Genomic DNA, 18,917 nt, shown 5'->3' with positions numbered 1-18,917 from the left:
CTGAACATGCTGCAGTTAAAAGTTGCCAGGCGTGGTAACTAACAAGTTGCCGACGAATGACGTTTGGCCGGTAATTTAAAGGGCGGTGGGTGGGCAACCGGTGAAATCAATGTGAAAAATTTGCGTGACGTGAATCCTTAGCCGTTATTCTCGATTGCCAGCCATCAGACGAGTGTTGCCATGTTGCAGGTGCAAGGTGTCTTTAAAAGCTACGCCACTCCCCAAGGCCCGCTGCCGGTGTTGGCGGGGGTCGATTTGCATCTGAGCGAGCGCAGCAGCCTGGCCTTGATGGGCGAGTCCGGCAGCGGCAAGAGCACCTTGCTGCACCTGGTGGCCGGGCTCGATCGGGTGGACGGCGGCACTATCCAGGTGGGCGAGCAGCGCCTCGACCAGCTCAGCGAGGCGCAACTGGCCCACTGGCGGCGTACCGAGATCGGCCTGGTGTTCCAGCAGTTCAACCTGATCGGCAGCTTGCGTGTCGACGACAACCTGGCATTCCAGGCCCGCCTGGCGGGGCGTTTTGATCCGCAGTGGCAGGCGCAATTGGTCGAACGCCTGGGCCTGGGGGACTTGCTCAAGCGCTATCCGGAACAACTCTCGGGCGGCCAGCAGCAACGGGTGGCGGTCGGACGGGCGTTGGCCTCGCGCCCGGGTTTGCTGTTGGCCGACGAACCCACCGGCAACCTCGACGAAGCCACCAGCGACGAGGTGCTGCAACTGCTGCTGGACCTGCTGCGCGACAGTCCCACCAGCCTGTTGATGGTCACTCACAGCCCACGCATCGCCGCCCGCCTGGACCGGCAAGTGGTGCTGCATCATGGAAAGGTCCTGCCGACGTGAGCGTGTTTTACTGGACCATGCGCGCCTTGCTCAGCCATTGGCGACGCCATCCGGTGCAGTTTTTCAGCGTACTTACCGGCCTGTGGCTGGCCACCGCGCTGCTGACCGGGGTGCAGGCCCTCAACAGCCAGGCCCGTGACAGTTACGCGCGCGCCAGCCAATTGATCGGCGGCGAACCCCAGGCCAGCCTCAGTGCGCCGGACGCCGCCAGTTTCCCGCAAACGCTGTTTGCCCAACTGCGCCGCGCCGGGTGGCCGGTGTCGCCGGTGGTGCAGGGGCGGCTGCAACTCAAAGGGCATGAGGATGTGCGCCTGCAGTTGATGGGCATTGAGCCGCTGTCGTTGCCCGGCAGCGGCGCGGTGGCGGCGCGGTGGCGGCGCGGTGGCGGGGCAGCGCTTGAGCCAGGCGCAGATGCTGGCCTTCTTTGAACCGCCGGGGCGTACCTGGATTGCGCCGCACACCTTGCAGGCCCTGGGGCTGCGCGCAGGCCAGCAACCGCTCACACTGAATGGGCAGCGCCTGCCACCGTTGCAGGTCCAGGCGGATATGGCGCCCGGCCTGTTGCTCACCGATATCGGTTTTGCCCAGCCGCTGCTGGAGATGCCCGGCCAGCTCTCGCGCCTGCTGGTGGACAAGGCCTTCGCCGCTCGCCATCCCACACCGCCCGCCGGGCTGCAACTCAAGCAGGGCGAGGAGAATAACCTCGCGCGGTTGACCGAGAGCTTTCACCTGAACCTTGATGCGTTGGGCTTCCTGTCGTTTGTGGTGGGGCTGTTCATTGTGCACGCGGCCATCGGCCTGGCCCTGGAGCAGCGGCGGGGGTTGTTGCGCACGTTGCGCGCCTGTGGGGTGAGTGCGCGGATGTTGATCCTCGGCCTGGGGGTGGAGTTGGGGGCGCTGTCGCTGCTGGGGGGCGTGCTCGGCGTCGCCAGCGGTTACCTGCTGGCCAGCCTGTTGCTGCCGGATGTGGCCGCCAGCCTGCGCGGCCTGTATGGCGCCGAGGTACCGGGCCAATTGAGCTTGAACCCAGGGTGGTGGGCAGCGGGGCTGGGCTTGAGTTTGCTCGGTGCCTTGCTTGCCGGCGCCAGCAGCCTGTGGCGCGCGGCACGTTTGCCGTTGCTGGCGCTGGCCAATGCCCAGGCCTGGCACGAGGCCCATGGGCGCTGGTTGCGGCGCCAGGGCTGGGTCGCGGCTACGGCCTTACTGATCGCGTTGTTGGCGTTATGGTTGGGCGATAGCCTGGCGGCGGGCTTTGTGTTGATGGCGGGGTTGTTGCTCGGCGCCGCCCTGGGGTTGCCGGTCGTGCTCAATGGGCTGTTGAAGGTCGTATTGGGGCGCAGCCGTTCGGTACTCGGCCAGTGGTTCCTGGCTGACTGCCGTCAACAACTGCCGGCCCTGAGCCTCGCATTGATGGCGCTGCTGTTGGCCCTGGCCGCGAATATCGGCGCGGGCTCCATGACCTCGGGCTTTCGCCACACTTTCAATAACTGGCTGGAGCAACGCCTTACCGCCGAGCTGTACCTCAACCCGCAAAACCCGGCCCAGGCAGAACACCTCGGTGCCTGGCTGGCGCAGCAACCGTTGGTACAAACCGTGTTGCCCACCTGGCAGGTCGCGGTGCAATTGCAGGGCTGGCCGGCGGATCTGTTTGGCGTGGTCGACGACCCGACCTACCGTCAGCATTGGCCGCTGCTGGAAGCGGCGAGCGCGCCGTGGGACCAGTTGCAGCAAGGCGAGACCCTGATGCTCAGCGAGCAACTGGCGCGGCGGCTGGGGGTGACGCTGGGTGATACGGTGAGCATTCCCACGCCGCAGGGTGTGTGGTCGCCGACCGTGGTGGGGGTGTACGCCGATTACGGCAATCCCAAGGGCCACGTGCTGGTCAATTCCCGCCACCTGCTGGCTCACTGGCCGACACTGACGCCGGCGCGTTTCAACCTGCGGGTATTGCCGGAAAACGTGGCGCCGCTGGTGGGTGAAGTGCAGCGCGCCTTTGCCCTGGAAGACAGCCGTATCGTCGATCAACAGCAACTCAAGGGTTGGTCGAGCCAGGTGTTCGAACGCACCTTCGCCGCCACCGCCGCGCTCAACAGCCTGACCTTGGGCGTGGCCGGTGTGGCGCTGTTCATCAGCCTGCTGACCCAGAGCCAGAGCCGCCTCGGCCAACTCGCTCCGCTGTGGGCATTGGGGGTGACGCGCAGGCAATTGATGCTGCTGAACCTGGGGCAAACCTGGTTGCTGGCGGTGCTTACGCTGGTGTTGGCATTGCCCTTGGGCCTGTTGCTGGCGTGGTGCCTGGATGCGGTGATCAACGTGCAGGCCTTTGGCTGGCGCCTGCCGTTGCAAGTGTTCCCGTGGCAGCTCGCTCAATTGCTGGGGCTGGCGCTGCTGGCCACGCTGCTGGCATCGGCCTGGCCGCTGTGGCAGCTGTACCGCAGTCGTCCGGTGGATTTGTTGAGGACGTTTGCCCATGAAGATTAAGTCCCTGTTCCTGGCTGTACTCTCTGTAGGAGCGAGCAAGCTCGCTCCTACAGGGCTTCTTCTGTTGCTGTTAGGCGCGTGCGACCAACAACCTGCGCCGCCGGAAAGCTTCGCCGGCCTGGGCAGTGACGCGGCCGACTTTGCCCAGGTGCTGCCCGGCAAGGTCTTCAGCTTTCCCGAGGACCACGGCCCCCACGATGGTTTTCGTATCGAGTGGTGGTACGTCACCGCCAACCTCAAGGACGCACAAGGCAATGTGTTCGGCGTGCAATGGACGCTGTTTCGCAACGCCCTCAAGGCCGAGCCGACGCAAGCCGGCTGGCACGACTCGACCGTATGGCTTGGCCACGCCGCCGTCACTTCCGCCACCCACCACTACGCCGCCGAACGCTTCGCCCGCGGCGGCGTCGGCCAGGCCGGGGCGCAGGCAGTGCCGTTCAACGCGTGGATCGACGACTGGAATTTCGCCAGCCAGCCCGGCGCCGCGAGCGCGTTGGCGGACATGCAGCTCAAGGCCAGCGGTGCGCAATTTGCCTACGACCTGCGCCTGACCTCCAGCCGCCCGCTGGTGCTGCAGGGCGACAACGGCTACAGCCGCAAATCCGACCAGGGCCAGGCGTCGTACTACTACAGCCAACCCTTTTTTACCGCAGATGGCAGCGTCAGCATCGACGGCAAGACGTATCAGGTCAGCGGCCCGGCGTGGCTCGACCGCGAATGGAGCAGCCAACCGTTGACCGCCAGTCAGACCGGTTGGGACTGGTTCTCCCTGCACCTGGACCGTGGTGAGCAGTTGATGCTGTTTCGTGTGCGGCAAACCGACGGCGCGTCCTACCTGACCGGCACCTGGATCGACCGCGAAGGCCACACCCAGACCCTGCACAACGCCGATATCCAACTGGCACCGCTGGACACAACAGCCATCGACGGACGCCAGATTCCCACACGCTGGTCGCTGAAGATTCCCAGCAAGCAGCTGGATATCACCACCCAGGCCGTCAACCCCAACGCCTGGATGAACCTGAGTATTCCGTATTGGGAAGGACCGGTGCGGTTTGAGGGTGGGGTGGGTTACCTGGAGATGACCGGTTATTAGGGTTGTTTCTGTAGGCCCAGTTTCTTCGTGAAGTAGGCAACTTCCCAAATGCAATTCAGCCCACCTGCGCTTGTGTTCGGGGCGTAGGTGCTTGCTTATATTTCGACGCCATCTTCATTGCATCCCGGATGTAAGGCATGGCGCAGAGCTATATCAACGACCGCGCAACGGACTACAACAGCTTGAAATCCCGCCTGATGGGCGCTGCCCCGAGCCGACAACGTTCTGACCATTTTGATGTGCTGAACCGGCACCTGCGCCCCGGCCTGGTCGCGACATCTGAATGAGGTGGCGCAGACCCTGGAGGACATCGAGCGGTTGCATCAGCGCTTGAAGGACGGTGCTTTGGACCGGGATGGTTTTATCCAACAGCGCCAGGCCCTGTTCCGGCGCCTGGATCTGCAACTGCAAGGCGATGCACGGTTCTGCACGGGGTTGCAGGGCAGTGAGTCGTTGAAGAAGGTGCTGGGGATTTCGACTAACAGCTATCTGCATAAAGGCGAGATCGCGGGGTATGCGCAGCGCATGCGCGAGATTGCGCAGACGTCCAAGTGGCTGGGTAAGGGAACTTTCATTGGGATCGCGCTGGATGTGGGCGTGACCGGGCTGGAGATCAAGGAGGCGTGTGTGACGGGGCGGGAGGCGCAGTGCAGGAGGGCGAAGTATGTGGAGACGGGGAGGTTGGTGGGGGGAGTGGCTGGGGCGGCTGGAGCTGCGAGTTTTGGCGCTAAGCTGGGTCGGCGCGCATGCAACATTTTTTTAGGCATTGCGGCTAAAGGGCGTGGTGAACTGATCTGTAGCGTTATCGGAAGTGCTGCGGGTGGGTATGCGGGAGGCAATTTATTCGGCGATGGCGGAGCGTTTCTGGGGGGACAGATCCTGGAGGTCAATGGTGATTTGATATTCCAGCCAGAGGGGGCTTAGCCATGAGTTTTTTTCTTGCTTACACCATTGTGTGGTTTGTCGGGATGTTGGTTGTCGTGGGACTGATACTTTTTGCCGAATATACGAAGCTCGACCAGCTGGAGAGCTACTTCAGTGAAAACGCAGAGGTTCGAGGGGGCTAGTTTTTCCTACACGTATTTTTCCTTAAGGCCACATTCATCTGAAAAAATACTGTACATACATCCAGTAATGTCCTACATTCCATCCCAGGTGACCGGATGTCACCTGACCTTCAGTTTTTAACTATGGATGGATAAAAAATGAAATCGAAAAAAGCCTTTATGCTGGGCGCGGCCATGGCGGCCTCCTGCTTCGTTTCGGCCTTCGCCCTGGCCGAGCAATACCCTTCGCAGCCCACCCCGAAACTGAGTGCACAGACGGCCAAGCAGGCTGCGGAAAAAGCCCTCAAGTCGGGCGGTACGCTCGAAACCAAGCCCATCTCCGCGCAGTTGCAGCAAAAACTCAAGGCGGCGATGGCGGTCAAGGCGGCCGGAAAATCCAAGGCCGTGGCCAGTCAACCGGCAAAAACCACCACGGTTGCCACCGCTGACAGCGAACTGAAGAAACCCGCCCAGGACCAGCTGAAAACGGCGGTCGCCGAATTCGTGCCGCTGTTTCCGACGCTGGACGTCAATACCCTCTACACCATTACCGATGTGCAGACAGGCCAGGAGTTTCCCTACCACTTCAACCTGCCGCAAAGTGCTCGCATACTGGTGCAACTGATTGACCAAAGTGCCGGTGCCAATATGTCGCTGAGCCTGTTCCGGGATGACGGCCAGGGCAATCCCCAACTGATCGGTACCTCCGACAACGCGGGCAATGCCGATGAATTCCTGGGGGGCGTGCTGCCGGCGGGGGATTATTACTGGTACATGGTGGCCAATGAGGCCACCGACGCGCAGTTCAGTTTTGGCGTGGCGGTGGACACCAACATCGATGCCTATGAACCCAACGACACCCCGCAAGCCTCGTTCGTGCTGCCCGACGCCCTGAACAAGGTGACGGGCAATCTCGACAACCCGGATGATGTCGACTACTTCGCCTTCCAGGCCACCCGTGGCCAAAACGTGGCGATGTCCCTGAGCGATGACAAAAAAGAGGTGAGTGACCAGTGGATCTTCGAGCGTCTGGAAGGTAACAACTGGGTCCAGGTACTGGTCGGCGATGACCTGGTTGCCTCCGGTCTGGCACCTGGCTATGTGGCGCAAGTGCGGGTACGTGCCAACCCTGGCGTCACCCAGGATCCGAGTGTCCAATACAACCTGACTCTGGGTTCGGCGCCGCAGTTGAAGAGTTTCGACGTGAAGGGCGACAACATTGTGCGGGTACCGGTGTCAGTGTTCCCTCTGGCAACGCAGACCGCGCGCACGTTGAACTGGTCGACCCAATGGGCCGACTCCACGGGCGTGCCGCTGCTGGGGGTAACGCCGGTGTTGCGCGTCGACAAACGCTTTGACGGTGCCGAGTTCCATTGGACCGACTTCAAGGCCACCACCAACAGTGCAGGCGCGACCCTGGCCAGCGCCTCCCTGGGTGAGTGCTTCGGCGACTACCGTGTGGTAATCCCGGACAGCAGCACCGGTGTGGCGTACAACTGGGACACCACCTTCAACTTCGGTGGCTGGCGCATCGAGCTGGATGAGTTCCAAGGTGTGGGAGTGGGCGGTGATAACGTCCCTTACGTGAGCCTGGGACACATCTGCACCCAGAACATCACACACTGATACATCGCGATAAATGAAAGGGGCAGCCGGAACCGGCTGCTCCTTTTTTTTCGTTTCGCCAACGCTCGTTTCGGCGACCGGCTCACCACCGGCGATCCCACATTTGTTCGGGACTGACCAACGGCCTCTTGCACCGGCCTGGTTTCCTTGCTAGTTTCTCGCAAAATGTTAACGATAACATTTGCTCTAAAAATAAAAACAAAACAGAGACCACGCCATGAAAATGCTCCCGAAAACCCTGTGTTTATTGGCTGTAAGCATCACCCTCGGCAACGCTGTACCGGCATTCGCCGACGCCCCCAAACCGATCCGCATCGGCGCGTCGTTCCAGGAAATCAACAACCCCTATTTCGTCACCATGAAAAACGCCCTGGAAGAAGCCGGCGCGAGCATCGGTGCGAAACTCATCATCACCGATGCCCGCCACGACGTGTCCAAGCAGGTCAGCGACGTGGAAGACATGTTGCAAAAAGGCATCGATATCCTGCTGATCAACCCCACTGATTCGGTAGGCGTGCAATCGGCCGTCAAGTCCGCTCACGCCGCCGGTGTCGTGGTGGTGGCGGTGGACGCCCAGGCCGAAGGCCCGCTGGATTCATTCGTCGGTTCGAAGAACTTCGACGCCGGTTTCCAGGCTTGTGAATACCTGGCCAGGCACATCGGCGACAAAGGCAATATCGCCATCCTCGACGGTATCGCCGTGGTGCCGATCCTGGAGCGCGTGCGCGGCTGCAAAGAGGCCGTGGCCAAGCACCCGGACATCAAGATCGTGAGCGTCCAGAACGGCAAGCAGGAGCGTGACCAGGCGCTGACCGTCACCGAAAACATGCTACAGGCCCAACCCGGTCTCAAGGGCATTTTCAGCGTGAACGACAACGGCTCCCTCGGTGCGCTTTCTGCCATTGAGGCCAGCGGCCTGGACGTAAAACTGGTCAGCGTCGACGGCGCGCCGGAAGCGATCAAGGCGATCCAGAAGCCCGGCAGCAAATTCATCGCCACCTCGGCCCAGTACCCCCGCGACCAGATCCGCCTGGCCCTGGGCATTGCCCTGGCGAAGAAGTGGGGCTCGCAAGTGCCCGCCACTATCCCGGTGGACATCACTCTGATCGACCAGGCCAAGGCCAAGGACTTCAGCTGGTAAACCGCCCAGGCCCCTCGGTATGCGTGGGGCCCTGGTCATCCTTCTGAGCGAGAGGTCGGCGGCATGAGCAGTCTTCTGAAGCTGGAAAATATCTGTAAGCGTTACCCGGGGGTGCAGGCCCTCAAGTCCATCAACCTGCAAGTCGAGCGCGGCGAGATCCATGCCTTGCTCGGCGAAAACGGCGCGGGTAAATCGACCCTGATGAAGATCCTCGGCGGCGTCGAGCATCAGGACGAAGGGCGCATCCTCATCGACGGTCAGGCGCAACGTTTCGCCACTTACCGCGACGCAATCGCTGCCGGGATCGGTATCGTGTTCCAGGAGTTCAGCCTGATTCCCTACCTCACGGCGGTGGAAAATATCTTCCTCGGCCATGAGCTGAGCAACCGCTTTGGCCTGCTGCGCAAACGCGAGATGGTCGAGGCCGCCGAGGCGTTGTTCCTGCGTCTGGGCGTGAGCATCGACCTGCATTGCGCGGTCAAGCATTTGAGCGTGGCCGAGCAGCAATTCGTCGAAATCGCCAAGGCCCTGGCCCTGGATGCGCGTTTGCTGGTGCTGGATGAACCCACCGCGACCCTGACACCCAGCGAGGCCGAACTGCTGTTCGAGATCATGCGTGAGCTCAAGCGCCAGGGCGTGGCGGTGATTTTTATCTCCCATCACCTGGAAGAGATTTTCCAGGTGTGCGACCGCATCAGCGTACTGCGCGACGGCGGCAACGTGGGCGTGACCGATGTGGCCGACAGCGATATCGACCGCCTGGTGGAAATGATGGTGGGCCGCCGCCTGGAATGCAGTTTCCCGCCCAAGTCCGGCACCGAACGCGGCCCGTTGTTGTTGGAGGTCAAGGACATCCAGCTCGTGCGCAACGGTCCGCATAACAGCTTTCAACTGCACAAGGGCGAGATCCTCGGCTTTGCCGGTCTGGTCGGCTCCGGCCGCACTGAACTGGCCCTGGGCATGCTCGGCGCGCTGCCGTCGGTGAGCAAAGAGGTGTGGCTGCGTGGTGAAAAAATCCGCCTCGACGACCCGGCCCAGGCGCTGGCCCATGGCATCGGGCTGCTGCCGGAAAGCCGCAAGAGCGAAGGGCTGATCACTGATTTCAGCATTCGCGAAAATATCTCCCTGAACAACCTGCCCAAGTACCAGAACGCCGGTGGCCTGATCGACAAGGCCAAGGAGTGCGCCAGCGTCGAGGCGTTGATGAAGCAGCTGTCGATCAAGGCCCCGAGCGGCGAAAGCCGGGTGTTCAACCTCAGCGGCGGCAACCAGCAAAAGGTGGTGATTGCCCGCTGGATCAACCACCACTGCGACGTGCTGGTGTTCGACGAACCCACGCGCGGCATCGACGTGGGCGCCAAGGCACAGATCTACGCTCTGATGCGCAGCCTCACCGAACAGGGCTACGCGATCATCATGATTTCCTCCGAACTGCCCGAAGTCATCGGCATGTGCGACCGCGTCGCCGTGTTCCACAAGGGCGCGATCGTCAAGGTCCTGGAAGCGTCCGCCGTCAATCCTCAAGAGGTCATGCGCCATGCAACAGGGGGCTCAAGTGAATACGTCCATTAACCGCGCTGACACCGCGCGGCTGCGCCTGAACCTGGCGCGGCTGGTGCGCTCGCCGGCGTTCTATCCGTTCGTGGGACTGGTGGTGGTGACCCTGGTGATGATCCTGGCCAGCGACACGTTCCTGACCGCCAGCAACCTGACGAACATCGCGCGCCAGGTGTCGATCAACGCGATTATCGCGGTGGGCATGACCTGCGTGATCCTCACCGGTGGCATCGATTTGTCGGTGGGGCCGGTGATGGCGTTGTCCGGCACGCTGACGGCCGGGCTGATGGTCGCGGGGCTGCCGCCGGGGCTGGCGATAGGTGCCGGCATGCTGATCGGCGTGGCGTTCGGCATCGGCAACGGTCTGTTCGTGGCCTACCTGCACATGCCGCCGATCATCGTCACCCTGGCGACCATGGGCATCGCCCGTGGCCTGGGCCTGATGTACACCGACGGCTACCCGATTTCCGGGTTGCCGGACTGGTTTGCTTTTTTCGGTCGCGAAAGCGTGTTCGGCATCCAGGTGCCGATCCTGATCATGCTGATCACTTACCTGGCCGCCTATGTGCTGCTGCAACACACGCGCATCGGCCGCTATATCTACGCCATCGGCGGCAATGAAGAAGCCGTGCGCTTGTCCGGCGTACGCGCGGCGCGCTTCAAGGTGCTGGTGTACGGCATCAGCGGCCTTACCGCCGCGATTGCCGGGCTGGTGCTCACCTCACGCCTGATGAGCGGCCAGCCGAATGCCGGTGTGTCGTTCGAGTTGGATGCGATTGCCGCCGTGGTACTCGGTGGCGCGTCGATTGCCGGTGGGCGTGGGGTGATTGTCGGCACCTTGCTCGGTGCCATGCTGCTCGGGGTCTTGAATAACGGATTGAACATGCTCGGGGTGTCGCCCTACGTCCAGAGCGTGATCAAGGGCGGGATCATTTTGCTGGCGATTTTCATCAGCCGTCAGCGCCATAAATAAACTTCTCTCATACAGGCCAACCATCATGGACAAGCACACCCAAATGCAAGCCGTCGTCTGCCACGGCCCCAAAGACTACCGCCTGGAACGCATCGGCAAACCCCAGGCGCGGCCCAATGAACTGGTGATCCGCATCGCCGCGTGCGGCATCTGCGCCAGTGACTGCAAGTGCCACTCGGGCGCGGCGATGTTCTGGGGCGGCGACAACCCCTGGGTCAAGGCGCCGGTGGTACCGGGCCACGAGTTTTTCGGTTATGTGGAGCAAGTGGGCGAGGGCGCCGAGGAGCACTTCGAGGTACAGGTGGGCGACAAGGTTATCGCCGAGCAGATCGTGCCGTGCGGCAAGTGTCGTTTCTGCAAGTCGGGTAAGTATTGGATGTGTGAAGTGCACAATATCTTCGGCTTCCAGCGTGAAGTGGCCGAAGGCGGCATGGCGCAGTACATGCGCATTCCCAAGACCGCCATTGTGCACAAGATTCCCGCGTCGGTGTCGCTGGAAGACTCGGCGCTGGTGGAGCCGATGGCCTGCTCGATCCACACCGTCAACCGCGGCGATATCCAGCTTGACGACGTGGTGGTGATCGCCGGTGCGGGTACCCTCGGGCTGTGCATGGTGCAGGTCGCGGCGCTCAAAACGCCAAAGAAACTGGTGGTGATCGACATGGTCGATGAGCGCCTGGAGCTGGCGAAAAAATTCGGCGCCGACGTGGTGATCAACCCGGCGCGGGACAACGCCCGCGAGATGATCAATGGCCTTACCGACCATTACGGCTGCGACGTCTACATCGAAACCACCGGCGTGCCGGCCGGCGTCACGCAGGGCCTGGATCTGATCCGCAAGCTTGGTCGGTTTGTCGAGTTCAGTGTGTTCGGTGCCGAGACCAGCGTGGACTGGTCGATCATCGGCGACCGCAAGGAGCTGGACGTGCGTGGCGCCCACCTCGGCCCCTACTGCTACCCGATTGCCATCGACCTGTTCGAGCGCGGACTGGTCACCTCCAAGGGCATCGTCACCCATGATTTCCCGCTGGATGATTTTGCCGAAGCCTTTGAGCTGGCCAATTCGACCAAGTCGATCAAGGTGTTGTTGAAGCCGGTGCTGCCATCCCAGGAGTAGCAGCATGAACTACGTGATGGGTGTGGACATAGGAACCCAGAGTACCAAGGCGCTGCTGGTGGATGCTCAAGGCACGATCATTGCCCAGCACCGCCAGGGGTATAGCGTGGATACCCCCAAGGTGCGCTGGGCCGAGCAATGGCCGCAGGTCTGGCTGGATGCGGTCGAGACCTGCGTGGCGCAGTGCATGGTTAAGGCCGGAGTGGCCAAAGACCAGGTCCAGGCGCTGTGCATCAGCAGCCTGTATGGCGGTTCGGGCATCGCAGTGGATGGGCAGATGACGCCCTTGCACCCCTGCCTGATCTGGATGGACCGCCGCGCCGGCGAGCAGGTGGCGTGGGTGCGCGAGCATGTCGACCTGGATCGTTTGTTCACGATCACCGGCAACTCGGTGGACAGTTATTACGGTTTCACCAAGATGCTCTGGCTCAAGCAGCACCAGCCCGCGGTCTGGGCGAAAACCCGCTACTTGCTGCCGCCCAACAGCTATATCAACTGGTGCCTCACGGGTGAGCTGGCGGTGGACCATAGCAGCGCCGGCAATATCGGCGGGGTCTACGATATGGCGGCGCGGGGGTGGTCCGAAACAATGCTTGCGGCGCTGGATATACCGTTGGCGATGATGCCGCAGCGACTGCTGTATTGCGGTGAAGTCGTCGGTGGTTTGCTTGAAGACTGGGCTACGCGCCTGGGCTTGCAGGCGGGCATGCCGGTGCTTGCCGGTGGCGTGGACGCGGCCATGGCAACGCTGGCAGCCGGCGTCACGCAGCCGGGTAACCATGTGGCGATGATCGGCACCAGTATGTGCTGGGGCTACCTGAACCAGCGGGTGGATGCGCACCACGGCTTGGTCAGCATGCCCCATGTCTACAACGGCCACCGGGACCTGTACATCTTCGGCGGCGCGATCACCGCCGGGGCGTCGGTGAGCTGGTTTCGCGAACAGTTCTGCCAGGCCGAGGAACAACAGGCCAAGGCCAGCGGCCAGGACAGCCTGGTACTGCTGGAACAGAGCGCGATGAACATTCCGGCGGGCAGCGAAGGGGTGTTGTTCCTGCCGTACCTGATGGGCGAGCGCAGCCCGGTATGGGACGACCGCGCCAGCGGCAGTTTTGTCGGGCTGAACCTGTATCACAGCCGTATCCACCTGTACCGTGCGGTATTGGAGGGGGTGAGTTTTGCCCTGCGCCATAACATCGAGGCGGGTACTCGTGGCGCGCACTCGTTGGACCCGCGCTTGATCGTGGTAGGGGGCGCAAGCCATTCGGATTTGTGGATGCAGATCATCGCGGACGTCACGCGGTTACCGGTGTACACCATTGTCCAGGAAGTCGAGGCCGCCTTGGGCGCGGCGTTGTTGGCGGCGCATACGGTGGGATTGGTGAGTGATGGGGCAATGGACAAAGGGTGGGTGCACCTGGCGTTGCGGGCTGAGCCCAAAGCGGAAAACGTCGAGGCGTATGACCGGGTGTTCGCCGAGTATTTGAAACTGTACCCGGCCCTGAGACCGATCATGCACAACCTGCAAGCTACCTGAATCAACACGGTCCAAAAATGTGGGAGCGGGCTTGCTCACTCCCACAGGGGATCTTTATCGCCTAGGGAATAGTGATCATGAACGCAGTCTTCAACTTCACCCACCAACGCATTCTCGTCACTGGCGCCAGCAGTGGCATCGGCCGCGAAATTGCCCGGCAACTGATCGCCAGCGGTGCCGAAGTTTTTGCCCTCGGCCGCGACGCCAATGCCCTGTCGCAACTGGGCTGCCACACCCTGTGCCTGGACATCGCCGACAGCGCCGCCCTCGACAACGCCCTGCAAAACTTGCCGCCGTTGCACGGCCTGGTTAACTGCGCGGGCATCTCGCGCCTGGAGCCCGCCGCCTCCATCAGTGCAGAAGCCTTTGATCAGGTCATGCAGGTCAACGCCCGCGCCGCCGCCCAGGTGGCCAGTCGTGTGGCGGCCAAAATGATCGAAGCGAACATCGCCGGCAGCATTGTCAACATCTCCAGCCAAGCCTCGTTGGTCGCGCTGGACGACCACCTCAGCTACTGCGCCTCCAAGGCCGCACTGGATTCGATCACCCGTGTGCAGTGCGCCGAATGGGGCCGCTTTGGCATTCGCGTGAACAGCGTCAACCCCACGGTGACGCTCACGCCGATGGCCACCATGGCCTGGTCCGACCCGGCCAGGCGTGATCCTGCATTGGCGGCAATCCCACTGGGACGCTTTGCCGAGACCGTGGAAGTGGCGTTACCCGTGCTGTTCCTGCTCAGCGATGCCGCCAGCATGATCAGCGGCGTGAGTCTGCCGATCGACGGTGGCTACACCAGCCGCTAGCCGTTCTCCAGCTTGCCGGCGATCACCACCTTGTCCCGTGGTTTGTGCGGGTCTTCCAGGCGGTCGAGCAGCAGCCGTACCGCGCTGCTGCCGGCCAGCGAGGCGTCGTGGGCCACGCACGCAATCGGTACGCCGAAGATATCGGCGAAGGGCAGGCGGTCGATGCCGCAGATGGTCAGGCTGTCATGGGGGATGTTGTGCATGCGCAGGGCGCGCAGGGCACCCAGGGTGATCAACTGGTTGAAACCCATGATCGCATCCGGCGCCGAGTGTTCGGCGAGGTAGTCGAGGGTGTGCAGGTAAGAGGGCATCAGCGTGTAGTCGCCGGCTTGCACCTGCACTTGCACCTGCGGGTGTTCGGCCAGTACCTCACGCAGGCCCTTGAGGCGTTCGACGGTGATACGCGAATGCTCGGGGCCGGTCAGCACCAGCAGGCGCTTGAGATCGGGCGTTTGGCGCAGCAGGTAATGTGCAGCCTGGATGCCGCTGTGGTAGTTGTCGAGCACCACGCGGCTGAACGGGCTGTCGTGGATCGTGCGATCGAGCAGTACCACCGGGGTCTTGCCGTTGCCCAGGCGCTCCAGGTAATCGGGTTGGTAGCTCGGCTCGTCGGAGACCGGCGACAGGATGATCCCCGCCACGCGGTAGCCCAGCAGGGTATCGACCGCCTTGCTTTCCAACTCCTCCAGCTCATCGGTGTCCACCAGCATGATGGTGTAGCCGTGCTGTTTGGCCTCGCGGGAAATCGCCTTGATCATCTCGCTGTAGAACGGGTTGTCCACTGACGCGGTGATCACGCCGATGATCAGGCTTTCACTGCGCTTGAGCCCGCGGGCGAAGGCGTTGGGCACGTAGTCGAGTTCGCGTGCTACGTCTAGAATGCGCGCCAGGGTGGCCGGTTTGACCAGGTCAGGTTTGCTCAACGCCCGGGACACGGTGATGGTGGTCATGCCGACGCGTTTGGCGATGTCGCTGATGGTGACGGACTTTTTCTTGTTCATCGGTAAGGCTGCGAGAGGACACACCCGCAGGCTAGCATGCGCGGCGACATACGGTGATTCAAATCAGCGGGTCCCAGCGCTGCGACCAGTCACTCTCGGCCTTGACCACCTCACGCAGCAGCCCCAGCGCCTGTTGCAACACCGCCGAATCCCGCGCCCGTGAGTACACCAGGAACGTCGGGAAACTGAACTCAGGGGCCTTGGGCACGCGCTGCATCACGCCGCTGTCCAGGTAGCTTTGCACCACGCGTGTGCGGAAATAGCCCGCACCGCCCTGTTCGAGGATGTACTGCAACGCCAGCGGCCCGAGGTTGAAACTCACCGCAGCGCGAGCCCTGTCGGGCAGGGCGGCGTCGTGCTGCTGGCGGAAACCCGGGCCCCAGTCGATGTAGACGTACGGGTCCGGTTTGCTCACCAACTGCACCAGGATCAGCTTTTCTTCCAGCACCTGCTCCACCTGCAACCCCGGCCAGTACTGCGGCTGGAACACCAGCGCCGCATCGAGTACGCCGAGCTCCAGTTGCCGCAGCAGGTATTCACCTTCACGCACTTCGGTACGCAGGGCATGCCCGGGAATCTGTTCGCGCAGGGCCCGGGCCCAACCGAGCATCAGCGGGTTGCACAGGCTGACTTCACCGCCGATATGCAGCACATTGCGATAACCATCGGGCAACGGCAGGTCGCGGCGCGCGGCTTCCCAGGTTTGCAGCAACTGGTTGGCGTACGCCACAAATGCCTCGCCATCGGCGGTCAGGCGCGCACCAGCGCGGTTGCGCACGAACAGCGTACAGCCCAGCTGGTTTTCCAGGTTTTTGACGCGTGCGGTGATGGCGGTCTGGGTGACGTGCAATTTCTCGGCGGCGGCGGCCAGGCTGCCGCAGCGGGAAATTTCCAGGAAGGTGCGTGCCAGTTCGATGTCCATGAAGCCCCCGGGGATGAATGGGGACATTGTAGAGGCAGGGGATTGGAATGCGGTCAGAAAATGTGGGAAGGGGCAAGCTCCTCCCCACATTTGGATCTACGGTGTTGGGGTGATCGGTCTCTGTAAGTGCCGGGTCGGAAACGCCTTGGCATACACCCGGCACACTCGCAACACGTGCTCATCGGCAAACCGCGCGCCCACCACATGCAACCCCACCGGCAAACCATTCGCCGCCAAGCCGCACGGCACCGACGCTGCCGGCTGCTGGGTGAGGTTGAAGGGGTAGGTGAACGGCGTCCACTCGGTCCATTCCTGCATCCCGGAACCGGGCGGTACGTTGTGCCCGGCCTCGAACGCGGTGATCGGCATCATCGGCGAAACCAGCACGTCGTAGTGCTCGTGGAACGCCGCCATCCGTGCCACCAGCGCAGCGCGGGCTTCGAGGGCCGCGTTGAAGTCATCCAGGCTCAACCGCTCGCCAAGCTGGGCAATGCGCAGCAGCCCAGGGTCCAGCAGCTGCTTCTGCGCGTCGCTCATGGATCCGGCCAGGCGTGCCGCGCCCGCCGCCCACAAGGTGCTGAACACCTCCAGCGGGTCGCTGAAACCAGGGTCGATCTGCTCGACATGGGCACCCAACTGCACCAGGCCTTCGACTGCCTGGGCGACTACCCTGGCCACCTGCGGGTCGACATCCACGTAGCCAAACGTTGGGCTGTAGGCCACGCGCAGGCCTTTCAAATCCGTCTGCGGCGTGAGCCATGGGGTGGTCCTCGGCGCACCGATCAGGCCATCCCGCGCATCCGGTTGTGCGACGGCTTGCAGCATCAACACGCTGTCTTCCACGGTGCGGGTCATCGGCCCCAGGTGCGAGAGGATGGTCATCGAACTGGCCGGCCATTGCGGCACGTAGCCGAACGTCGGCTTGATCCCGAAGGTGCCGGTAAACGCGCAGGGGATGCGAATCGAGCCGCCTGCATCGCTGCCCTGGTGCAGCACACCCAGGTTCAACGCGGCTGCCGCGCCCGCACCGCCGGATGAGCCGCCCGCGGTGGTGCGGGTGTCCCACGGGTTGCGCGTGATGCCGTACAGCGGGTTGTCGGTGACGCCTTTCCAGCCGAACTCCGGGGTGGTGGTCTTGCCCAGCAGCACCGCGCCGGCCTTGCGCATAAAGGCCGGGAAGGGCGCGTCGACGTCCCACGGCCCCTCGGCCGACGAGGTGCGTGAGCCCTTGCGGGTGGGCATGCCGATCGTCAGCGTCAGGTCTTTGATCGATGCGGGCACGCCATCCAGGGCACCGCAGGGCTCACCCTTCAACCAGCGTTGCTCCGACGCCCGCGCGGCGCGCAGCGCACCCTCGGGGTCCACATGGCAGTAGGCGTTGACCACCGGGTTGTAGCGCTCGATACGCAGCAGCGCATCTTCGGCGATGTCCACCGGCGATAAGGTCTTGTTACGGAAATGCTCCAGCAGTTGCACCGCTGTCAGTTGGCCCATCTCACTCATGCCCTGTCTCCCTGCGCCGCATTGACCATGGCGCGCAGCAATACCGCGCAACCGGCCGCCAGGTCATCCGGCGCGGCGTTCTCGATTTCGTTGTGGCTGATGCCGCCTTCGCACGGCACAAAGATCATCCCGGCCGGGCCCAGTTCGGCGACGAAAATCGCGTCATGCCCGGCGCCGCTGACAATATCCATATGGCTCAAACCCAAGGCCTGGGCACCCTCGCGCACGGCAGTGACGCAGGCCGGGTTGAAATCCAGCGGTGGGAAATCGGCGGTGGGCGTCAGTTCGAAGATCAACCCGTGCCGGGCGGCTGTGGTTTCGATCACATCGCACACTTCATCGACCATGGCTTGCAGCTTATCGGCATGCAGGTGGCGCAGGTCGATGGTCATGTGCACCTGGCCGGGAATCACATTGCGCGAGCCCGGGTGCAGGCTCAGGCAGCCGACGGTGCCGCAGGCGTGAGGTTGTTGCTGATGAGCGATGCGGTTGACCGCGCTGACCACCTCGGCGGCGCCGACCAGGGCGTCCTTGCGCAGGTGCATGGGCGTCGGGCCGGCGTGGGCTTCCACGCCGGTGAGGGTCAGGTCGAACCACTTCTGGCCCAGGCAACCCATCACCACGCCAATGGTGGTGGCCTGGTCTTCCAGCACCGGGCCTTGTTCGATATGCGCTTCGAAATACGCGCCGACCGGGTGGCCCAACACCGCGCGCGAACCGGCATAGCCGATGCGCTGCAATTCAGCGCCCACCGACAGGCCCTGGTCGTCGCGTTTGTCGAGGGTATCCTGCAAGTCGAACTTACCGGCAAATACCCCGGAGCCCATCATGCACGGCGGGAAACGCGAGCCTTCTTCGTTGGTCCACACCACCACTTCGAGCGGCGCTTCGGTCTCGATCTTCAAGTCATTGAGCGTCCGTATCACTTCCAGCCCGGCCATCACGCCGTAGCAACCATCGAACTTGCCACCGGTGGGCTGGGTGTCGATATGGCTGCCGGTCATCACCGGCGGTAGGGCCGGATTGCGCCCAGGGCGACGGGCGAAAATATTGCCGATAGCGTCGACACTGACGCTGCACCCGGCGGCCTCGCACCACTGTACAAACAGATCACGGGCCTGGCGGTCCAGGTCGGTGAGGGCCAGGCGGCACACGCCGCCCTTGACCGTGGCGCCCAGTTGCGCCAGGTCCATCAGCGATTGCCACAGGCGGTCGCGGTTGATCAGCGGGGCGTTGCTCTGGAGCGGTTGCGCAAAACTGTTCATCTGCAATCT

Annotated in this window: 13 protein-coding genes and 2 pseudogenes; 11 read left to right on the top strand and 4 right to left on the bottom strand. The window is 62.8% G+C overall.

The genetic code is table 11. The features are described 5' to 3' along the window. The first annotated feature begins 180 nt into the window (after positions 1-180). From FBY10_RS11270 to FBY10_RS11220, 11 genes and pseudogenes are all read left to right on the top strand, one after another. Positions 181-840: an ABC transporter ATP-binding protein gene (locus FBY10_RS11270; RefSeq protein WP_131698210.1), complete on the top strand. Its 660-nt coding sequence runs from the start codon at positions 181-183 to the stop codon at positions 838-840. Further along, positions 837-3,321 (top strand): annotated as a pseudogene (locus tag FBY10_RS11265) (FtsX-like permease family protein). Before FBY10_RS11270 ends, FBY10_RS11265 begins: the two are co-directional and overlap by 4 nt. Beyond that, a complete protein-coding gene (locus FBY10_RS11260; protein WP_371920972.1) occupies positions 3,305-4,417 on the top strand; it encodes a lipocalin-like domain-containing protein in 1,113 nt (370 codons plus the stop codon). The pseudogene FBY10_RS11265 and the gene FBY10_RS11260 overlap by 17 nt, the downstream one beginning before the upstream one ends. A 137-nt stretch (positions 4,418-4,554) precedes the next feature. Further along, positions 4,555-5,341: pseudogene (locus FBY10_RS11255) on the top strand (hypothetical protein). Between the two features lie 281 nt (positions 5,342-5,622). Further along, positions 5,623-7,089, top strand: a complete 1,467-nt coding sequence (locus tag FBY10_RS11250; RefSeq protein WP_145336215.1) for an acid shock protein — start codon at positions 5,623-5,625, stop codon at positions 7,087-7,089. A gap of 217 nt (positions 7,090-7,306) precedes the next feature. Further along, a complete protein-coding gene (locus FBY10_RS11245) occupies positions 7,307-8,230 on the top strand; it encodes a substrate-binding domain-containing protein (protein WP_145336213.1) in 924 nt (307 codons plus the stop codon). 63 nt (positions 8,231-8,293) lie between these two features. After that, positions 8,294-9,802 carry a sugar ABC transporter ATP-binding protein gene (locus FBY10_RS11240; RefSeq protein WP_131698205.1) on the top strand — a complete coding sequence of 503 codons (1,509 nt, stop codon included), beginning with the start codon at positions 8,294-8,296 and terminating at the stop codon, positions 9,800-9,802. After that, on the top strand, positions 9,768-10,760 hold the full coding sequence (locus FBY10_RS11235; protein WP_145336211.1) for an ABC transporter permease: 993 nt from the start codon (positions 9,768-9,770) through the stop codon (positions 10,758-10,760). The genes FBY10_RS11240 and FBY10_RS11235 overlap by 35 nt, the downstream gene beginning before the upstream one ends. 25 nt (positions 10,761-10,785) lie before the next feature. Then, positions 10,786-11,877 (top strand): alcohol dehydrogenase catalytic domain-containing protein, encoded by a 1,092-nt coding sequence (locus FBY10_RS11230; RefSeq protein WP_131698203.1) that lies wholly within the window; start codon positions 10,786-10,788, stop codon positions 11,875-11,877. Between the two features lie 4 nt (positions 11,878-11,881). Beyond that, complete coding sequence (locus tag FBY10_RS11225) at positions 11,882-13,414, top strand: FGGY-family carbohydrate kinase (protein ID WP_131698202.1); 1,533 nt, start codon at positions 11,882-11,884, stop codon at positions 13,412-13,414. 77 nt (positions 13,415-13,491) lie between these two features. Beyond that, entirely contained in the window at positions 13,492-14,217 is a 726-nt protein-coding gene (locus tag FBY10_RS11220; RefSeq protein WP_131698201.1) for an SDR family oxidoreductase, read from the top strand. On the opposite strand, the gene FBY10_RS11215 is transcribed toward FBY10_RS11220, so the two are convergent. The 4 genes from FBY10_RS11215 to FBY10_RS11200 all read right to left on the bottom strand — a co-directional run bounded on the left by FBY10_RS11215 (position 14,214) and on the right by FBY10_RS11200 (position 18,908). Further along, positions 14,214-15,218 (bottom strand): LacI family DNA-binding transcriptional regulator, encoded by a 1,005-nt coding sequence (locus FBY10_RS11215; RefSeq protein WP_145336209.1) that lies wholly within the window; start codon positions 15,216-15,218, stop codon positions 14,214-14,216. The genes FBY10_RS11220 and FBY10_RS11215 overlap by 4 nt on opposite strands. Positions 15,219-15,276: 58 nt before the next feature. Next, a complete protein-coding gene (locus tag FBY10_RS11210; RefSeq protein ID WP_131698199.1) occupies positions 15,277-16,140 on the bottom strand; it encodes a LysR family transcriptional regulator in 864 nt (287 codons plus the stop codon). A 96-nt stretch (positions 16,141-16,236) separates the two neighbouring features. Next, on the bottom strand, positions 16,237-17,643 hold the full coding sequence (locus tag FBY10_RS11205) for an amidase (RefSeq protein WP_145336207.1): 1,407 nt from the start codon (positions 17,641-17,643) through the stop codon (positions 16,237-16,239). Beyond that, positions 17,640-18,908, bottom strand: coding sequence for a Zn-dependent hydrolase (locus tag FBY10_RS11200; protein ID WP_145336205.1), 1,269 nt, complete (start codon positions 18,906-18,908; stop codon positions 17,640-17,642). Before FBY10_RS11200 ends, FBY10_RS11205 begins: the two co-directional genes overlap by 4 nt. Between the last annotated feature and the right edge of the window lie 9 nt (positions 18,909-18,917).

Source organism: Pseudomonas sp. SJZ103, assembly GCF_007828335.1.
Lineage (GTDB): Bacteria > Pseudomonadota > Gammaproteobacteria > Pseudomonadales > Pseudomonadaceae > Aquipseudomonas.
This window is presented reverse-complemented; position numbering and strand designations above follow the sequence as displayed.

Excerpts from the sequence above, each read along its gene's own strand:
- FBY10_RS11250 (WP_145336215.1), top strand. The coding sequence starts at position 5,623 with ATGAAATCGAAAAAAGCCTTTATGCTGGGCGCGGCCATGGCGGCCTCC.
- FBY10_RS11230 (WP_131698203.1), top strand. The coding sequence starts at position 10,786 with ATGGACAAGCACACCCAAATGCAAGCCGTCGTCTGCCACGGCCCCAAA.
- FBY10_RS11205 (WP_145336207.1), bottom strand. The coding sequence starts at position 17,643 with ATGAGTGAGATGGGCCAACTGACAGCGGTGCAACTGCTGGAGCATTTC.
- FBY10_RS11225 (WP_131698202.1), top strand. The coding sequence starts at position 11,882 with ATGAACTACGTGATGGGTGTGGACATAGGAACCCAGAGTACCAAGGCG.
- FBY10_RS11220 (WP_131698201.1), top strand. The coding sequence starts at position 13,492 with ATGAACGCAGTCTTCAACTTCACCCACCAACGCATTCTCGTCACTGGC.
- FBY10_RS11270 (WP_131698210.1), top strand. The coding sequence starts at position 181 with ATGTTGCAGGTGCAAGGTGTCTTTAAAAGCTACGCCACTCCCCAAGGC.
- FBY10_RS11210 (WP_131698199.1), bottom strand. The coding sequence starts at position 16,140 with ATGGACATCGAACTGGCACGCACCTTCCTGGAAATTTCCCGCTGCGGC.
- FBY10_RS11235 (WP_145336211.1), top strand. The coding sequence starts at position 9,768 with ATGCAACAGGGGGCTCAAGTGAATACGTCCATTAACCGCGCTGACACC.
- FBY10_RS11240 (WP_131698205.1), top strand. The coding sequence starts at position 8,294 with ATGAGCAGTCTTCTGAAGCTGGAAAATATCTGTAAGCGTTACCCGGGG.
- FBY10_RS11200 (WP_145336205.1), bottom strand. The coding sequence starts at position 18,908 with ATGAACAGTTTTGCGCAACCGCTCCAGAGCAACGCCCCGCTGATCAAC.
- FBY10_RS11245 (WP_145336213.1), top strand. The coding sequence starts at position 7,307 with ATGAAAATGCTCCCGAAAACCCTGTGTTTATTGGCTGTAAGCATCACC.
- FBY10_RS11215 (WP_145336209.1), bottom strand. The coding sequence starts at position 15,218 with ATGAACAAGAAAAAGTCCGTCACCATCAGCGACATCGCCAAACGCGTC.